The 17,489-nt window shown below is 62.2% G+C and carries 12 protein-coding genes; 7 read left to right on the top strand and 5 right to left on the bottom strand.

From position 1 onward, the window contains the following. Window positions 1-14: 14 nt before the first annotated feature. On the top strand, window positions 15-650 hold the full coding sequence (locus VGD45_RS10360) for a hypothetical protein (protein WP_331155216.1): 636 nt from the start codon (window positions 15-17) through the stop codon (window positions 648-650). On the opposite strand, the gene VGD45_RS10355 is transcribed toward VGD45_RS10360, so the two are convergent. From VGD45_RS10355 to VGD45_RS10345, 3 genes are all read right to left on the bottom strand, one after another. Further along, on the bottom strand, window positions 647-1,891 hold the full coding sequence (locus VGD45_RS10355) for a DUF711 family protein (protein WP_331155215.1): 1,245 nt from the start codon (window positions 1,889-1,891) through the stop codon (window positions 647-649). The two genes, VGD45_RS10360 and VGD45_RS10355, sit on opposite strands and share 4 nt — an antisense overlap. 12 nt (window positions 1,892-1,903) lie before the next feature. Beyond that, entirely contained in the window at window positions 1,904-4,777 is a 2,874-nt protein-coding gene (locus tag VGD45_RS10350; protein WP_331155214.1) for a patatin-like phospholipase family protein, read from the bottom strand. Window positions 4,778-4,987: 210 nt separating this feature from the next. Continuing rightward, window positions 4,988-6,019, bottom strand: a complete 1,032-nt coding sequence (locus VGD45_RS10345) for a PstS family phosphate ABC transporter substrate-binding protein (RefSeq protein ID WP_331155213.1) — start codon at window positions 6,017-6,019, stop codon at window positions 4,988-4,990. Between the two features lie 196 nt (window positions 6,020-6,215). On the opposite strand from VGD45_RS10345, the gene VGD45_RS10340 reads away from it, so the two are divergent. Continuing rightward, entirely contained in the window at window positions 6,216-7,418 is a 1,203-nt protein-coding gene (locus VGD45_RS10340; protein ID WP_331155212.1) for a DUF748 domain-containing protein, read from the top strand. Between the two features lie 16 nt (window positions 7,419-7,434). On the opposite strand, the gene VGD45_RS10335 is transcribed toward VGD45_RS10340, so the two are convergent. Further along, complete coding sequence (locus tag VGD45_RS10335; protein WP_331155211.1) at window positions 7,435-8,802, bottom strand: FGGY-family carbohydrate kinase; 1,368 nt, start codon at window positions 8,800-8,802, stop codon at window positions 7,435-7,437. 144 nt (window positions 8,803-8,946) lie between these two features. Continuing rightward, the gene (locus VGD45_RS10330) at window positions 8,947-9,750 is read right to left on the bottom strand and encodes a DeoR/GlpR family DNA-binding transcription regulator (protein ID WP_331155210.1); all 804 of its coding nucleotides are present in this window, start codon (window positions 9,748-9,750) and stop codon (window positions 8,947-8,949) included. Window positions 9,751-9,923: 173 nt separating this feature from the next. Between VGD45_RS10330 and VGD45_RS10325 the strand changes: the two genes are divergently transcribed. From VGD45_RS10325 to VGD45_RS10305, 5 genes are all read left to right on the top strand, one after another. After that, a complete protein-coding gene (locus VGD45_RS10325) occupies window positions 9,924-12,044 on the top strand; it encodes a bifunctional rhamnulose-1-phosphate aldolase/short-chain dehydrogenase (RefSeq protein WP_331155209.1) in 2,121 nt (706 codons plus the stop codon). Window positions 12,045-12,119: 75 nt separating this feature from the next. Continuing rightward, on the top strand, window positions 12,120-13,424 hold the full coding sequence (gene rhaI, locus VGD45_RS10320) for an L-rhamnose catabolism isomerase (protein ID WP_331155208.1): 1,305 nt from the start codon (window positions 12,120-12,122) through the stop codon (window positions 13,422-13,424). 53 nt (window positions 13,425-13,477) lie between these two features. Continuing rightward, window positions 13,478-14,254: a HipA family kinase gene (locus VGD45_RS10315; protein ID WP_331155207.1), complete on the top strand. Its 777-nt coding sequence runs from the start codon at window positions 13,478-13,480 to the stop codon at window positions 14,252-14,254. Then, window positions 14,232-14,609 (top strand): DUF3037 domain-containing protein, encoded by a 378-nt coding sequence (locus VGD45_RS10310; RefSeq protein ID WP_331155206.1) that lies wholly within the window; start codon window positions 14,232-14,234, stop codon window positions 14,607-14,609. The genes VGD45_RS10315 and VGD45_RS10310 overlap by 23 nt, the downstream gene beginning before the upstream one ends. A gap of 127 nt (window positions 14,610-14,736) precedes the next feature. Beyond that, on the top strand, window positions 14,737-17,010 hold the full coding sequence (locus VGD45_RS10305) for a DEAD/DEAH box helicase (RefSeq protein ID WP_331155205.1): 2,274 nt from the start codon (window positions 14,737-14,739) through the stop codon (window positions 17,008-17,010). The last annotated feature ends 479 nt before the right edge of the window (window positions 17,011-17,489 follow it).

Here is a 17,489-nt window from a genome sequence, read left to right as displayed (position 1 = left end):
GGTGGCGGAGGCTTATGGACGACAGGTCCAGGTCCACGAGAGCCTGGGAGGGCTGGTCCATTGTCGGCGCGGTCGCGATCGCGCTGATTCTGGTCGTCACCATCGAGGCGATGACCGCGTCTGCTCCAGTGGAAGGCATTCGCGGCATCATTCGTGCGACCGCGCGCACCTCGTTCGCTTTGTTTTCTCTGGCCTTCACGGCCTCCGCGGCTCGTCACTTCTGGCCCAATGCCTGGACCCGTTGGCAGTTGCGCAACCGCCGCTACCTTGGCGTATCTTTCGCCGTGTCTCATTTTGTCCATCTACTTGCGATTCTCGCTCTCGGCCGGATCGCGCCTGCCGAGCTGGCTGCGCATGCGGATTCCGTCACCTGGATTTTCGGAGGCATCGCGTATGTTTTCATTGCGCTGATGACGGCGACTTCTTTCGATGCCACCGCCCGGCTCATCGGCCGCCGCGCATGGACGACGCTGCATACTGTCGGTTCGTACTACATCTGGTTCATCTTCGCCAACAGCTACTTGTCTCGCGCGGCAATTATTCCCGCCTACATTCCCGCCGCCGCGCTCATCGTGTTCACCCTCGGACTGCGCATCGCCGCTCGCGTGTCGCGCGCTCGGGCGCGATCGCGGGCTGTTGCTTCCAGTTAATCCAGTTTCATCACGACCGAGTCGGTCAATACCGGGTCATCGAAGCGGGCCATCTCGCCAGCTTTTCTGTCGGGCACGAGGAACAGTCGGGCTGAGAGCGGCTTGCGAAGACGAGTGGCCAGCGAGGCGACATCGCGCAGCAGACCAGCGATGCTCGTGGCGGAGGTGTCGCCAGGAATCGGAACGACGTCCAGTCCGGTGCCGCACACGCTGGAATAGAGCAGCACGTCGCGGATGCCATAGCGATTCTCGCCGGCGCGCTGAGCGAGCAGCGGATCTTCGAGAACGGGCAACATCAAACCGGAATAGCCGCAAGTATGAATGGCCACTGATTTCAAAGCAGCGGTAACGATGGAGCACGCTTCCAGCGTCCCGCCCGTGCCGAAAGGTGAGTGAGTCAGTGCCTCGATGGCGGCGGCGATGCTGCGATCTTTGGCGGGCGCTGGGGAAGTATCGATGCCGAGATACTGGCGACGCTCGCGTTGCGCGATGTCGGCGGCGAGCTTCTCGACGGGCGCGAGGACTTCGTTCAACGTGTTCCGAAGTTTCTCGCTCGCATCGTCGCCTTCGCGCAGCGACGCGAAGGCGCGTTCGACAACAGAGGCCGACTCCATGCCGATTGCAAACGACTCGGCGCCCTGATGCCAAGCCACCGGAAAGAACGGCGTCCCCGCGGGAATGTTTGCCGCCGCTGCGAAACGGAAGTTGGCGAGCCCATCGGGCAACGCGCGCGCCAGCGCGACCATGATCTTCGACGTCGTCGCGGCGACGTTTGGCATCACGCCAGCATCGGGAGTAGCGATGGCAGTGGAAAAGCTGATGGTCTGCGTGGCACGCACCAACTCCTGTGACCACTCGACGAGGCTGTCGTCAGCGCGATTCTCCGTGAGAACAGGTCCGATGTTGAAGATCGCACCCTGCGCAGCGACCACTTCATCGATTCGACGCAGCTGATCCAATGCCTTCGCGCGTGCAGCCGGAGAAAGCGATGCTATGACGGGGTTGGTTGCGACTCGAATCGTTTGCACTTCGTAGCCGGCGGCCTCGAACGTCGCCTTACTGCGAGTCAGGAACCCAACGGCTCGTTCCACGCGATCCAACTCGAAAGCCGGCGTGAGCTCCACGCCCGCCGTGATCGTCCGCACTCGCACCGGGTTCGCCATCGTCACAGATTCACCATTCTTGGGCAGACCCAACGCTGCCACTCCGAACAACCAAAGAATGTCGCGCCGTGAGGGCATGGCCGACAACCATCATTCATCATCCAACAACGTCCGCGACAGCGGCAGCGTCTCGCGCTCCTTGAACGCGCGCCGCTTGCCTGTCGGACCCATATAGTTGGCGACGCGAGCGAAGAGGTCAGCGAAATCCTGCGGCGACGAGCCTCGCAGAATCTGCTCCAGCGAATGGAATCCCAGCGCGCGGTAGCTCTCGAACTGCGATTCGCTGAACCACTGATCGCTGGTGGGCTCGTGCGGGAACGCGTCCACCGTTCTCGAGTAACTGTACACGTCGTAGGGCACAGGATGCTCGCCCCGGCCTCGCAGCGTGGGTTTGATGTACAGCAGCCGGCCCGGCTGCGTGCCCTTGTCGACGGCGTCGTACTCGATCCGCGCAGTGGCGCAGTACAGGCCCTGCTTGGCGTTGCTGTTCGGATAGATCTCGATTTCCTTCTCGAAACGGATGGGGATCCCGAAATCGATACGAATCTTGCGAATGGCGTTGCCCAGGTCGCCCAGCTTGGCGTCCGGATCGCAGCCGGCGTCGCTGACCACGATGTATCGGCAGCGTCGCAGCACTACTTCATATAAGCCGAGATCGTCGAAGTGCCCGCCATCCGACAGGTTCACGTACTTGAAGTCCGGCGTCGTGTAGCCGAACAACTCGCCGAGCATGGGCGAGAGCGCCTGCCGGGGACCGGGCAGGTCATAAACCTTTTCGCCTTGCGCATTGGTGTTGCCCAGCCAGGCGCCGAGGCGCACGTTGAACAACGACATCACGAACGCCAGCGCCGGTGACGAGCAGTAACCCATGTGCGGATTCGCAGCAGCGCCCGAGATCGTGACAGCCGTGCCGAGCGAGATGCCGCCTTGGCCACCGTACGCATCCGACGCCCGATAGCCTTCATGGAAGTTGCCGCAGAAATACGGCGTGATGGAGAAAGATTCGGCCTTGCGCTCCTGCCACGCGAGGTTGCCATCGCGCAGTAGATTCAAAGTGACATTGATCAGCGGCATGAGTCGCTGCGCGCCCTTGCCCGGCCGTAGCTTGTGCATGCGTAAGTTGTCCGATGCATCGAAGCCCGTGAATGGATCCGGTTTGCGATCGGTATGCGAGGCGCCGAGATAGGCGCGCACCAGACGATTGCGATAGAAACCATGCAACGAGAAGCGATTCACGTTAACGACCAGGCCCATCGTCAAAGCGGCGAGCAGCAACAGCCATGGCAGCGCCCAGAACCATTCGAAGCCGGTGTTGCGCAAGCCCGCCTGACGCAGCATGGGATCGGTGAAGATTCTTTCCGCGGCCACGTTGGCATTGGTCACGATCCAGCCGCCCAGTGTCGCCGTGCCCCATGACATCGCGAGCACCACGCAGACGATGAAGATCGGCGCGGCCAACGCCAGACCGATTCGCTGCATCAGGGAAGGTTCGGTGGATTCGGTCGACGTTCTGTCTCGACTGCCGAGCAGCGCGGCCACCACGCCTGAGATGCCACCCGCCGCGGCGACGAAAGGTTTGGCCGCGTCGGTGACCTTGTCGAGCAGGAACTGGCCGAACAGGCACAGGCCGCTGACGACGATCCAGCCCAGGGCAATTGCCAGGATCCAGCCCGACATTCGCGCCCACCATTCGCGGTCCCCGTCATTGACCAGCGCGGGCTTCGCACCCGTAGCGAATGTTTCGGCCATGCTGGCCAATCCCACGAACAACGTGCGCGCGAGCAGATACAAGCCGAGCAGCACCGGCAACGTCAGCATGACGTACAGGCCCGGATGATTGTAGAACGGCAGCAACAAGCCGCGCACGGTCACAGCAAACAACAGAGCGATGGCCAGGCCAGAAATCACCAGCGCGGCGAGCTCGAATTTTTCGGTGTGCCGAGTCTCTGGCGCGATGTCATGGCGCAGTCGATAGAACAACTCCACCACCATCCAACCCAGCAACGGAACCACCATGCACCAGAGCGCCGAGAACATCAGGATCGGACCATTGGCCTCCGACCAGAAGGGTGCGTCGAGCACGACGGCCGGTCCATTCGCATAACCCAACCCAGTGAACGAGAGCAGCGCGGCCGCTGCGACAACCGGCAGTACGCACAACACGGCGTAGCGAGACGAGGGTGTGTCCGGGTCGCGCACGAATCGGCGGTGATAGTAAACAGAGAAACCCGCCAGCAACTCGGCGACCAGCGAGGCGTACATCAGTTGCCGGCCCAAGCCGGGGCTGACCGTGCTCTGCACGAGCAGATACACGCCTTGTGGAATGACGACGATCGCCGCGAGCAACGGCAGGATGACCAGCCAGTTCAGCAGCAGATTGCGCATGACGGTGGCCGCGGCGGTCCACGTGTCGCCGGAGAACAGGCCGAGCCGAGGCGTGAGGTAGTTACTGAACTGCCGCAGATGATCGACGGGCTTCGGCTCCGGCGCGAGCGGATTCACTGGCTGCTCGCTGCGATTACCCAGCTCTTCGAACACTTCCTTGGCCGTGCCGGCCTGCTCCTGTTGCCGATGCATCCACGCCTGCAGCCAGCTGGCGATATAGCCGCCGCCGGACACGCTGGACAGATAATCGAACTCGGGCAACAGCTTGTGCTTGGCCAGCGCCTGTAACACGCCGAGATTGAAGGTGGCGCTGCGAATGCCGCCGCCCGACAGACACAATGCCGACAACGGCGGCTGCGTCTTGCCGCTGTCGGAGTCGGCGTCGAGGGTGCCGATCATCCGATAGAGCTCGCGCAGGTTCTCCTGGAACTGAGGATCGGTGCCGGCGTCGTCGGGCCGCTGCGGATCGAATTTCGCCGGTTGGAACGGATGCGACTCGCAGTACTCCGGCCGCAGCGCCTGCAGCTCGGTCCATAACACTTCGTTGAATGTAGTTCGCTCGGCTTTATTCTCGGACATGGGCGGATTCCTTCGCTGTCTGTGCCGCTTGATATTAGTTTTCCCCGGCGTGCCGGACTCTAATACGAAACTCGGGATAGGGCACGTCTCAAGCAGCCGCCCTGGAGCCGCGACGCCAGTACATCCGTGTAGACGAAAAGAGAAAGCCGCCGGCCACCGCGACCAGCGGCAAGTAACTGAGAGAGATCCGTTATAAGCCGTCGCCGACGATCACTGCTTGGTTTCGCGCTTGAGCAGTTCGTCGATGGTGACGCCGACTTCGGGCACGCCGCCGAATACCGTGCCCAGCCGGTTGGCCTTGAAATGCTCGAGAGACATCTGCGCCGCATGCTCGGGCAGCGAGACGAAACCGACCTGCTCCGCGAGGGCGGGGCCTTCGGTCAAATAGAATTCGATCAGCTTGCGCACTTCCGGGCGCTGCGCCGATTTATCACTCACGTAAATGAACAACGGTCGCGATAGCGGCTGATAGGTGCCGTCGAGCACGGTGGCATTGCTCGGCAATGCCTGCGTGCCGTCGTCCTTCTGAATCGGCAGGGCGCGCATGCGGTCCTTGTGCGAGGCGTAGTGAGCGTAGCCGAAATAACCGAGCGCGTTCGTGTTGTTCTCCACGCCCTGCACCAGCACGTTGTCATCCTCACTGGCGGTGTAGTCACCGCGGCTGGACTTCGCTTTGCCCATGACGGCCTCGGTGAAATAGTCGAATGTTCCCGAGTCCGCGCCCGGTCCGAACAACATCAACGGCGCATCCGGCCACTCGGGACGGATCTGATTCCAGCGGGCGACCTGGCCCTGCGCGGCCGGCTCCCACATTTTCTTCAGGTCCGCGATGGTGACGGACTTCGCCCAGTCGTTCTTGACGTTGACCACGACGGTGATGGCGTCGAACGCGACTGGTAGCTCCATGAAGCCGATGCCGGCTGCGCGGCACATCTCCATTTCTTCCGCGAGAATGGGACGCGACGCATTGGAAATATCGATGTCGCCGCGGCACAGCTTCTTGAAGCCGCCGCCAGTGCCGGACAAGCCCACGGTCACGCGCACCGCTCCACGCTCTCCAACCTGAAACTCTTCAGCCACCGCTTCGGCGATGGGGAAAACGGTGCTGGAGCCGTCGATCCGGATCACCGGCGCATCTCTGCCGGTAGGCGCGGCAGCCGAGTCGGAGCCTTCCTTCTTGCCGCAGCCCGCCAACGCCACGCTGGTGGCAAGCGCCAGTATTGCCAGACGCCTTGCATTCATGAGCAAACCTCGTTGATCCAATGGCCAGTGAAAGGCGCAAGTTTGCGGGAAAGCGGCGGCAAAGTCTCCCTACACCGAAACCGATGCCTCATGGCGCGCGTTGGGACTCCAAATCGGGCGCGGTGACGGCGTGACGAAGTTACATGACAGCGGCTATCACCGACGGGGCGTCGGCGGCAGACGCTGAGGTGTGATCATGCGGCGGCGGGACAAATGGTTGATTGCGGCGTTGGTGCTGGTCGTCGTTGCGATCGCCATCCGCGCGGCGCTTCCTACATTGGTTCGCGATCGCGTCAACGCCCAGCTCATGGCGCTGGAAGACTACGATGGCCACGTCGGCGACGTCGACCTTTCGCTCATCCGCGGCGCCTATCGCATCGATAACATACAAATCGTGAAAACCGGCTCCGGGCAGCCCGTCCCATTCTTCAGCAGCGATCGCATAGATTTCTCCGTCGAATGGCGCAGTCTGATGCGCGGCTCGCTGGTCGCCGAAGGCCAGTTTTTCTCGCCCAATCTGAACTTCGTGCAGGGCAAGACCGAGGAGCAATCGCAGACCGGCGAAGGCGTGAACTGGGCCGAGCGCTTCGAGGAGCTGTTCCCGTTCCGTTTCAATACGGTGCGCGTCCACAACGGCACAATCACGTTTACCGCGCCTGGCATCGACACCGCCGACGCCATCAAGGCCACCAAGGTCCAGGGTGAGTTGACCAATCTGACCAACGTGGCCCACACCGGCAAAGAAACATTCGCGAATTTCCAGGCGGACGCGGAGGTGCTCGACGGTGGATCGGCGCGCATCGGCGGCAGTGTCGATCCGCTGGCGCCGAAACCAACGTTCGACGTGAATCTGCAGCTGCGCAACGTGAAGCTGCCCCAGGTGAATCCCTGGCTGCGTCAATACATCAAAGCGGATGCCGAGGCGGGCGACTTCGAGTTGTACCTGGAGCTCGCCGCGGCCGACGGCAAGTTCAAGGGCTACGCCAAGCCCGTGCTCCAGAATGTGAACATCTACAGCAGCGAAGAACCCGAGGAGAACTTCCTGAAGCGCATCTGGGAAGGCCTGGTCGACTTCGCCGCCAACGTGTTGGAGAACGACGAGAAGGAACAGGTCGCCGCGCGCATTCCCTTTACTGGCACCATCGAGAATCCCAAGACGAGCATCATGGAAACCATCGTCAGCGTGTTGCGTAACGCCTTCGTCAGCGCGTTCGCGCGCTCGCTCGAGGGCAGCATCTCGGTGCGAGCCGTGCGCGAGAACCTCGGAGAGATCGGTGAGCCCGCGGCGGATGCCAAGGACAAGAAAAAGAGCAAAGAGAAAGATTCCAAAGCCGATGGCGATGGCGAAAAAGAAAGAGAGTCCAAAGAGCCAACGTTCGGGCCGAAGCGGGACACTTAACGGATAGCTAGCTGCATCAGCGCGATATCGCTCTTCGCCAGGCGTCGCGATACGCCGCCAGCGACTTGGCAGCAAGCGGCGCGGCAGCCGACATGTGCTGCGTCGGCGCGTCTGGAAATCCAGCGAGGTAACAGGCCGCCCGAGTGTTGCCACCGTCGCCCGGGCTGAGCCAGACCGATTGGTTTGGCAAACAGGCGGCGAGCACCGAGCCGAACAACTCATTGGTCGCGAGCGGCCCGTCGATGAGCACGTCGCCTTCCGCACCCAACATCTCGATCAGCAACTCACTCGTCAGTCCCACGTAGAGCGTTGCCACGCTAGCCCGCTCCGATCCCGACAGGTTCTCTGCATTCAACAAGCGGCCTTGGCATCCAGCAAACGGTCCGCCGCTCGCGAACGCGGGCAGCGCCATGGCCTGACGCTCGATGACGTTGAGCAGCGCGGGCAGGTTTGGCCGCGTGTCCGATCCAGCGATTGTTTCGTACTCGCGACCACCCATGAATCTCGCGGTAGCGACCGGCGAGCCGAATGCATCGACGCTCGCGAGCATGTCCCGATCTTCTCGGAGCCGTGACAGGTCCGCGCGATTGCTCATGACCACGGTCCATGTGCCGCTGGAGATGACCGTGAACGGCTCCTCGCGATCCCTCGCAATGAGGAACTTCAAATACGACGCGTTGGAATCGTGAATGCCGCAGGTAACCTGACATTGCGCATCCAGTCCCGTGGCGGCGGCAATCGCCGGTGAGATTGGCCCGAGCACATCGTTAGCAAGTCGCAGCGGAGGAAACAAATCGCTCCAGCCGCGATGCCGCGCCAGCTTGGAAAAGCTTGCTTCGCGCGGCAGCCACAAATCCGAATGACAACCGAGCGAGGTGACTTCGCTGACCATTACGCCAGACAATCGCCACGCCCAGTACTGCGGATACAACAGCACATGCGCGGCCCGCGAGAACAACTCCGGTTGTGCGTCCTGCAGGAAGAACAGTTGCCGCCCTAGATTCAACCCCAAAGGTAAATCCGGCGAGCAAGAGCTTTCATATGAATCCCGCTGCGCTCGATAAGTCGCGTTCACTTGCTCGAAGCATGGATCCTCATAATCGGGCGCCGCGATCACGCGATTGTCACGGTCGAGCAGTACCGCCGCCGCTCCGTGCGCCACGGGTACGATGACGCGAATCCTCTCGCGATGGGGCGCCGTGCGCAGTGCCTCCAACAGCCATTCGCCGATCGCATGGACATCCAGTTCGCGCGTGACCGGTCCTTGAATCACAGCATTGGCGCGCCGGCTGCCCCGGATCTCAGCCCCCGATTGCGGATCGATGACGCACAGCTTGGCGTTGGTCTTACCGATGTCGAGCAGTGCGATCAGAGGTTGCGACATAGAGGTGTATCAGGTCCGCGCCGGCCGGCCCCACCGTTGAGCTCGGCGGCCGCTTCGTCCGCGCCCATGAGCATTGCTCTTCTACGCATCCTCATCCCCCGCTTTTTCGACAGCCCGTTTTTGCGGTGCTGTCGTGATCTCAACTCAGGCGAGTTTCTGCAACCCGTCTTCCTCGCTCACCGTGGCGACGATCACCTTGATGCCTGCCGCCTTGAAAACATCCAGCTCTTCGGGCTTCGCGCCGTCGTCGGTGACGATGGTGGAAATCCGCTCCAGGCCCGTGACGATCATCGACGACTTCTGCCGCAGCTTGCTGCTGTCGGCCATCACGATCACGTCCTCGGTGCGCTTCAACAGCTTGGTCTGCGCCTGCACGATCAACGGATCGGCTTCCATGATGCCGAAGCGGTTCAGGCCGTAGCAGCCGGTGAACAGCTTGTTGCCCCAGAAGTTCTCGATGGTGTCGTTGTCGAACGGGCTCAGCACGATGTTCTGTTCACGGAAGATGGTGCCGCCCGGCAGGGTGATGCGATTACGGCTGGTGGCGAGCAGCTTGGCCGCGATCGGAAACGAATTGGTGAGAATGTCCAGATCGTGCTCGGCCAGAAATTCCACCAACGCGAACGTGGTGGTTCCGCCATTGATGATGATGCTTTCACCAGGAGTGATGAGCTCCGCCGCCGCGCGAGCGATGGCGCGCTTCTGCGGCACGCTGATGTCCTGACTCAATGAAAACGGCATGCCGACCAGATGCGGCTGATGTCGGGGACGAACGGCTTCCGCGCCTCCGCGGATGCGTTTCACCTCGCCGCGCTCGGCCAGGGTGTTTATATCCCTGCGAATGGTCGCCTCGGACGCGCCCAGCAAATCCAACAGATCGCCGACGCTGACGATGGAGCGTTCTTCGACGAGCTTGAGAATCAGGCTATGGCGCTCTCGTTCCAGCATGGAGCCTCCTGCGCAAGCATCGATTCGCGAAAAACCGGTTCGGTCACACCGCTGATCGAATATGCTTGCATCTGATTGTATATGATCGATTCGTGTGGTAAACAGGCTTTTCACGCCCTCCGGGATGATTTCTGTTGCCCGGAACGCGCTCAACTGCCTGCGGGGGAGATTAGATGAGTGTGGTCCAGCCGGCGCAAGCCGAGTCGTCTTCGTTGCTGCTCGAAAGCCGCTGGAACGATGCGGTGGCAGCCGGAATGACGCCGGCGCAGCTGCTGCTCTACCGCTCCAACCTGCTGGGCTCGGACAAGCGCATCACCAACTTCGGCGGCGGCAACACCTCCGCCAAAGTCGTTGAAAAGGATCCCCTCACCGGCAAGGACGTTCAGGTGCTGTGGGTGAAGGGCTCGGGCGGCGACCTGGGCACCATGAAGCTCGACGGCTTCGCCACCTTGTACATGGACAAGTTCCTGTCGCTCGAGCCGTTCTACAAAGGCTCGGACAGCGACAGCGTCCTGGTGCCTCTGTATTCACATTGCACGTTCAATCTGAACCCGCGCGCGGCGAGCATCGATACTCCCTTGCACGGTCTCGTGGATCGCGCGCATGTCGATCACATGCACCCTGACGCGTTGATCGCGATTGCCGCGGCTGCCGACAGCAAGGCGCTCACCAAAGAAATCTACGGCGACGAAGTAGGCTGGTTGCCCTGGATCCGTCCCGGCTACGAGCTTGGCCTCGCGCTACGAAAGTTCACTCGTGAGAGCCCAAAAGCGCGCGGTGTGGTGCTCGAAGCGCATGGTGTTTTCACTTGGGCGGACACGGCCAAGGCGTGTTACGAAAACACGCTCGACGTGATCAATCGCGCGACCTTGTGGCTCGCCGAGAAGAGCAGCGGCAAGCAGCCGTTTGGCGCGTTCAAGACTCAGCCGTTGGCTTTGGAAAAGCGCCGCGAAGTGGCGGCGGCGATCATGCCGCGCATTCGTGGCTTGATCTCGAGCTCCACGCGCAAGGTCGGTCACTTCGACGACAGCGCCGCGGTGCTGGAATTCGTCGGCAGCGAAAAGCTGCAGGCGCTCGCCGACCTGGGCACGTCCTGCCCCGATCATTTCCTGCGCACCAAAATCTGGCCGCTGGTGCTGCCGTTCGACGCTGCCAACGAATCGGTCGAGCAGTTCGCCGCTCGCGTTCAGCCGGCGATCGAGAAATATCGCGAGCTGTACGCCGCTTATTACGAGCGCTGCAAACGCCCCGGCTCGCCGAAGATGCGCGATCCCAATCCCGTGGTTTATCTCGTGCCCGGCGTGGGCATGATCACCTTCGCGGCCGATAAGGCCACGGCCCGCATCGCTGGCGAGTTCTATATCAACGCCATCAACGTCATGCGTGGAGCCGCTGCGGTGTCGATCTATCGCGGCTTGCCCGAGCAGGAAGCCTTCGACATCGAATACTGGGATCTCGAAGAGGCCAAGCTACAGCGCATGCCGAAGCCAAAGCCGCTGGCCGGTCGGGTGGCGTTGATCACCGGCGGTGCGGGCGGCATCGGGCTTGCGACCGCGCGACGATTGATGGACGAGGGCGCGTGCGTCGTGCTCTGTGACATCGATCATGACGCGCTTCATGAGGCAGAGATCGGGCTGAAGAAACAATACGGCAACGATGTGGTGTCGAGCTGCTGGGTCGACGTGACGCGTGAAGACGCAGTCATCGCCAGCTTCCGCGACAGCGCGTGGAAATTCGGCGGCCTCGACATCTGCATTTCCAACGCCGGCATCGCCTCGGCTTCGCCGGTGGATCAGACCAGTCTCGCGACCTGGCAAAAGAACATGGACATCCTGTCCACAGGCTACTTCCTGGTCTCGCGCCAGGCGTTCCAGTTGCTGAAGGCGCAGAACATCGGCGGCTCGATCGTGTTCATCGGGTCCAAAAACGCGCTGGCGGCTTCGCCGGGTGCTGCTGCTTACTGCACGGCCAAGGCTGCTGAGTTGCATCTTGCCCGCTGTCTGGCGCTGGAAGGCGCGCCAGCTGGGATTCGCGTCAACGTCGTTAACCCTGACGCAGTGTTGCGCGGCTCGCGCATCTGGCAGGGTGAGTGGGCGCAACAGCGCGCTCAGCAGTACAAAACCAGCACGGACGAGCTCGAAACGATTTATCGTGAGCGCAGCCTGCTGAAGCGCAGTGTGTTTCCGGAAGACGTGGCTGAAGCCGTCGCGTTTTTCGCGTCGGAACGCGCGGCGAAATCGACAGGCAATATCATCAATGTCGATGCCGGCAACGCGGCCGCGTTCACGCGTTAGTTGCCGAGTATTGCGATAGGGAGATCGGACGAGCTAGCGTCCCGCCCGATCTCGTGAGGGATTAGGGGGGATGTCATGGCCAATAATTACGCGGATCCGCGCGATCGTGCTTTCATCGCAGAGGACAACGCTCGACTACGAGGGGACCTCGACGCCGATTACGCAGCGCTCGGTGCGATCCTGCAGCGTCGCGGCGTCAACATCGAGGCGGTTACCGCCAATGTAGCGAGTTTCGGAGTGGCGATTCCCTCGTGGGGCGTCGGTACCGGCGGCACTCGGTTCGCACGCTTTCCGGGCAAGGGCGAGCCGCGCAATGTGTTCGACAAGCTCGAGGACTGCGCCGTCATTCACGGCCTCACTGGCGCGACCCCGACGGTATCGCTGCATTTGCCTTGGGATCACACGGACGACATGCCGGCGCTACGTCAGCGCGCGACGGCCTTGGGCCTCGGTTTCGATGCGGTCAATTCAAATACGTTCCAGGATCGTCCCGGGCAGCAGCTCTCTTACAAGTACGGCAGCCTCACCCACACCGATCCGGACGTGCGGGCGCAGGCCGTCGAGCACAACATCGATTGCATTCGCATCGGCAAGTTGCTCGGCTCCAAGGCGTTGACAGTGTGGATCGGCGATGGCGCGAACTTCCCCGGGCAGCAGCACCTGACTCGCGCGTTCGAACGTTATCTGGAATCGACTGCGCAGATCTACGCGGCGTTGCCGTCCGACTGGCGCATGCTCATCGAGCACAAGATGTATGAGCCTGCCTTCTACACCACGGTCATTCAGGATTGGGGCAGCTCGCTCATGGCCGCGCAAACGCTCGGCCCGAAGGCGTTCTGCCTGGTCGACCTCGGCCACCATGCACCAAATGTGAACATCGAGATGATCGTCGCCCGGCTGGTGCATGCACGACGCCTGGGCGGATTTCATTTCAACGATTCCAAATACGGCGACGACGATCTGGATACAGGGTGCATCGATCCGTACCGGCTGTTCCTGATCTTCAACGAGCTGGTGGACGCGCAGTGGCGGCAGGCGCCGGACTTCCATCCCGCGCACATGCTGGATCAGTCGCACAACGTCACCGATCCCATCGAAAGCCTGATGACCAGCGCCATCGAGTTGCAGCGGGCCTATGCGCAGGCGCTGCTTGTGGACCGCCAGGCACTCGCCGATTACCAGCAGCAAAACGATGCGCTGATGGCCGCGCAAACGTTGAAACGCGCTTTCACTACCGACGTGCAGCCCATTCTTGCTCGCGCCCGATTGCAGAAGGGCGCGGCCATCGATCCGATCGGCACCTATCGCCGGAGTCAGTATCGCCTCGGTTGCGCGGAACGGCGGCCCGCGGCGCAGAGTTTCGGCGGCGGCATCGTCTAACTGCACACGCTGGCCTATACTGCCGGCCGCCCGCCGGCAGTGTGGATCCCAGCTTGCGAACCGTCGTCGTCACCCGCTATGTCACGCCTCTGCGCGAGGGTGGCTCCGTGCCTGCCATCGTCGAAGCCGACGACGAGGGCATGTACGTCATCAAATTTCGTGGCGCGGGGCAGGGGCCGAAAGCGCTGATCGCCGAGCTCGTGGCCGGTGAGATCGCCCGCGCCGCCGAGTTACCCGTTCCGGAGATCGTGCTGATCGAGCTCGATCCCGATATGGCTCGCACTGAGCCCGATCCCGAGATCCAGGACCTGATTCGCGCCAGCGGCGGACTCAACGTGGCGCTGGATTATCTGCCCGGCGCGATCACGTTCGATCCGGTGGTGTTTCGTCCTGACGCGGCGCTCGCCTCGAAGATCGTATGGTTCGACGCGTTCGTCACCAACGTCGACCGCACCGCGCGTAATACCAACATGCTGGTGTGGCATCGCCAGCTGCGGCTCATCGATCACGGCGCGGCTTTGTACTTTCATCATTCCTGGGCGCAATATCTGGAGCGAAGTCGGGATGCGTTTCCCATGATTCGCGATCACGTCCTGCTGCCGTTCGCCAGCGCGTTGGATGAAGCGCATGAAGCCATGCTCACTCGCATCACGCCCGAAGTCATTCAACACATCGTCGCGTTGATCCCGGACGCGTTGTTGCGCGGGGATGCGACTTTTTCGAGCGCAGCCGAATATCGAACCGCTTACAGCGAATATCTGCTGCGTCGGCTGCAGGGCCCGCACTTGTTTTTCGACGAGGTGAAGCGTGCGCGCTCCGTGCTCGTATGACTACGCCATCATTCGCGTCGTCCCTCGGGTCGAGCGCGAAGAATTCGTCAACGTCGGCGTGATCGTGTCGTGTCCGGCGTTGGAGTACCTGGCCGCACGCATCGAGCTGGACGAGGCGCGCCTGCGTGCGCTCGCTCCGGATATCGATCTCGACCTGGTTCGCGAGAATCTCGCCAGCATTCCGGCGATCTGCGCGGGCTCGGGCCCCATCGGCCGGATGACGCCGCGGGAGCGTTTTCATTGGCTGGTGGCCCCGCGAAGCACGATGATTCAGACCTCCTCGGTGCACACGGGCCGCAGCGATGAACCTTCTCGGGTGCTCGAGCAGTTGTTGCAGAAGATGGTGCGGCGCTGAGGCTCGAGGACGGGCTGTCATAAGGCCGCACGGCCGGCGAAATTGATTGTTTCCTGCGGACCGGCCGCCGGATGTGTAAACTCGCGCGCCTTTTCCGCAGTCCGCGCCCGCGAAGTCCGAGGTTTCCTTGCCCGCTCCTTCCGATCAGACCCCGGGCGAAAGCCCCGCTTTCAGTGACCTCGCCCTGGCCGAAGCCGTGCTCAAGGCCCTGAAGGACGTAGGTTACGAGTCGCCTTCGCCCATTCAGGCGGCCACCATTCCGCATCTCCTTGCCGGCAGCGACGTGGTCGGCCAGGCGCAGACCGGCACCGGCAAGACGGCGGCCTTCGCGCTGCCCATCCTGTCCAAGATCGACATTAGCGAGGCTGTGCCTCAGGCGCTGGTCCTGGTGCCGACGCGCGAGTTGGCGATCCAGGTCGCCGAAGCGTTCCAGCGCTACGCCACCTATATGAAGGGATTTCACGTACTGCCGGTGTATGGCGGCCAGAGCTACACGCCTCAGCTGCACAGCCTGCGCCGGGGTGTGCACGTGGTCGTGGCCACTCCGGGGCGCGCGATGGATCACATCAAGCGCGGCACGCTGAATCTTTCGTCCTTGCGTCATCTCGTGCTCGACGAGGCCGACGAGATGTTGCGGATGGGGTTCATCGACGACGTCGAATGGATTCTGGAGCAGATTCCGGCCGAGCGGCAGATCGCGTTGTTCTCGGCCACCATGCCGCCGCAGGTTCGACGCATCGCTCAGCATCATCTGCGCAATCCCGCGGAAGTCACGATTAAGAGTAAGACAACGACGGCGAGCCAGATCCGGCAGCGATATTGGATCGTCAGCGGCATGCACAAGCTCGATGCGTTGACGCGCATTCTCGAGGCCGAATCGTTCGACGCGATGATCGTTTTCACCCGCACCAAGATCGCGACGGAGGAGCTGGCGGAACGGTTGTCTGCTCGCGGCTTTGCTGTCGAAGCTTTGAATGGCGACATCGCGCAGGTTCAGCGCGAGCGCACGATTGCGCGGCTGAAGTCGGGGCAGATCGATATCGTCGTTGCAACCGATGTGGCTGCCCGCGGGTTGGACGTGGAGCGCGTGAGTCACGTCGTGAACTACGATGTTCCTTACGATCCCGAATCGTATGTGCATCGTATCGGGCGCACGGGGCGGGCGGGGCGCAGTGGCGAGGCGATCCTGTTTATCGCGCCTCGCGAAAGAAACATGCTTCGCATCATCGAGCGCGCCACGCGGCAGAACGTCGAACAGATGCAGCTGCCGACGATCGAGGATGTGAACGAGCGTCGTGTTGCCAAGTTCAATGAGAAGCTCACGGCCGCTATCGCGGCCAATGCAGGCCAGGCGTTCCTGCCGCTGATCGAGAGTTACGAGCGGGACAACAATGTCTCTGCCGCTGAGATCGCGGCAGCCCTTGCCAGCATTGCCCAAGGCGCAACCCCGCTGTTGCTCGAACCTTCTGGACGGCCTTACGAACAGGACACTTCCGATTCCCGCCCACGCCGCGAGCGCGCCCCGCGCCCAGACCGCGCCTCGCGGGATGAGAAATACGCCAAACGCGCCGCACGGCTGGAGTCGGAACGCGTCGAACCGGCTGAGCACGAACCGGCTGGTCGGTCCGAACGAGCCGCCTGGTCTGAGCGATCGGAGCGGCCCGAGCGGCCCCGCCGATCAGAAAAGGCCGCGCGCTCCGAGCAAGCGTGGCCCGAACAGGATCAGCACCAACCGGCTGGCCGATCAGAACAAGCCGCCTGGCCTGAGCAAGCGGAGCAGGCTGAGCAAACACCGCGGCCGCTGAATCGCCGCGAGCGCCGGGCGCTGGAGTTCGCCGATCGTCAGGCACCTGCTGGCCAAGGTGAGGTTGAGAGTGGCCAAGCTGATGTAGCTCGCGATATCAATGCCGACGCCGGTAGCGAAGAGACCGCCGCGCCGCGCGCGGCGAAGCGTCGATCGCGCGAAGACGAGCCGGCGCGAGAGCGCCGGCCATCTCGTGACTTCAGCGAGGACAGGCGGGAAAGCCGCGGCCGTGGTGGGGACGAGGACACTGAGACTTATCGCATCGAAGTCGGCCACGCGCACGGTGTGAAGGCGGGCAACATCGTCGGCGCCATTGCGAACGAGGCGGGCCTGGACGGAAGGCATATCGGTCGCGTGGTCATTCGTGACGATCACAGCTTCGTCGACCTGCCCGCGGGCATGCCCAAAGACGTGTTCCGCACGTTGCAGAAAGTCCGGGTCGCCGGGCAGCCGCTGCAGTTAAGCCGAGCCCTGAAAACGCACGTCGAAAAGCTCCGACGTGAGCGTCCGAGCGCGCCGAAATTTCGCAGTAAGACCGAATCGAGGGGCGCGAAGCCGAAGCCCCGCGGCCCCCGCGATACCAACCGTCGTCGCTGAAAAACAGCGGCCCGCGCCACACGGTGCGAGCCGCCTGTCATCGCGAAAAGGCCTATAAACGCAGGCTCAAATCGCGCTCATCCTGTTAGCGAGTCACCGCAGAAATGTGACCTAAGCCACATTTCTCCGGCACCCTGACTCACAATCCACAGCGCCGATGTTTGTTTCCTCGACCACGCAAACGTCGGCTTACAGCGACGTTGCCGCTATTCGCAGACAGGATTGAGTATTCGCCGGGGGTCGCTATGCTCCATCCCGCGTCAAGACATTGGTCGCCTCCCCGATGGGTAAAGGGCCGCGAAAGCGCGAAACTGGCTGCCAATGATCACTAACAGGACTTGCATGGATTGCGAGTGCCGCAGCGGGTCGAGGAGTTTAGAAAGCTTTTCGTCTGACTGAAAACAGGTGACAGCCGTGCCGGCGGCGCGTGTGTGCGCGCAACCATAGGCTATCGCCACCTCGAAGGGAGTATTCGAGGC

It is taken from the genome of Steroidobacter sp., assembly GCF_036402275.1.
Lineage (GTDB): Bacteria > Pseudomonadota > Gammaproteobacteria > Steroidobacterales > Steroidobacteraceae > Steroidobacter.
This window is presented reverse-complemented; position numbering and strand designations above follow the sequence as displayed.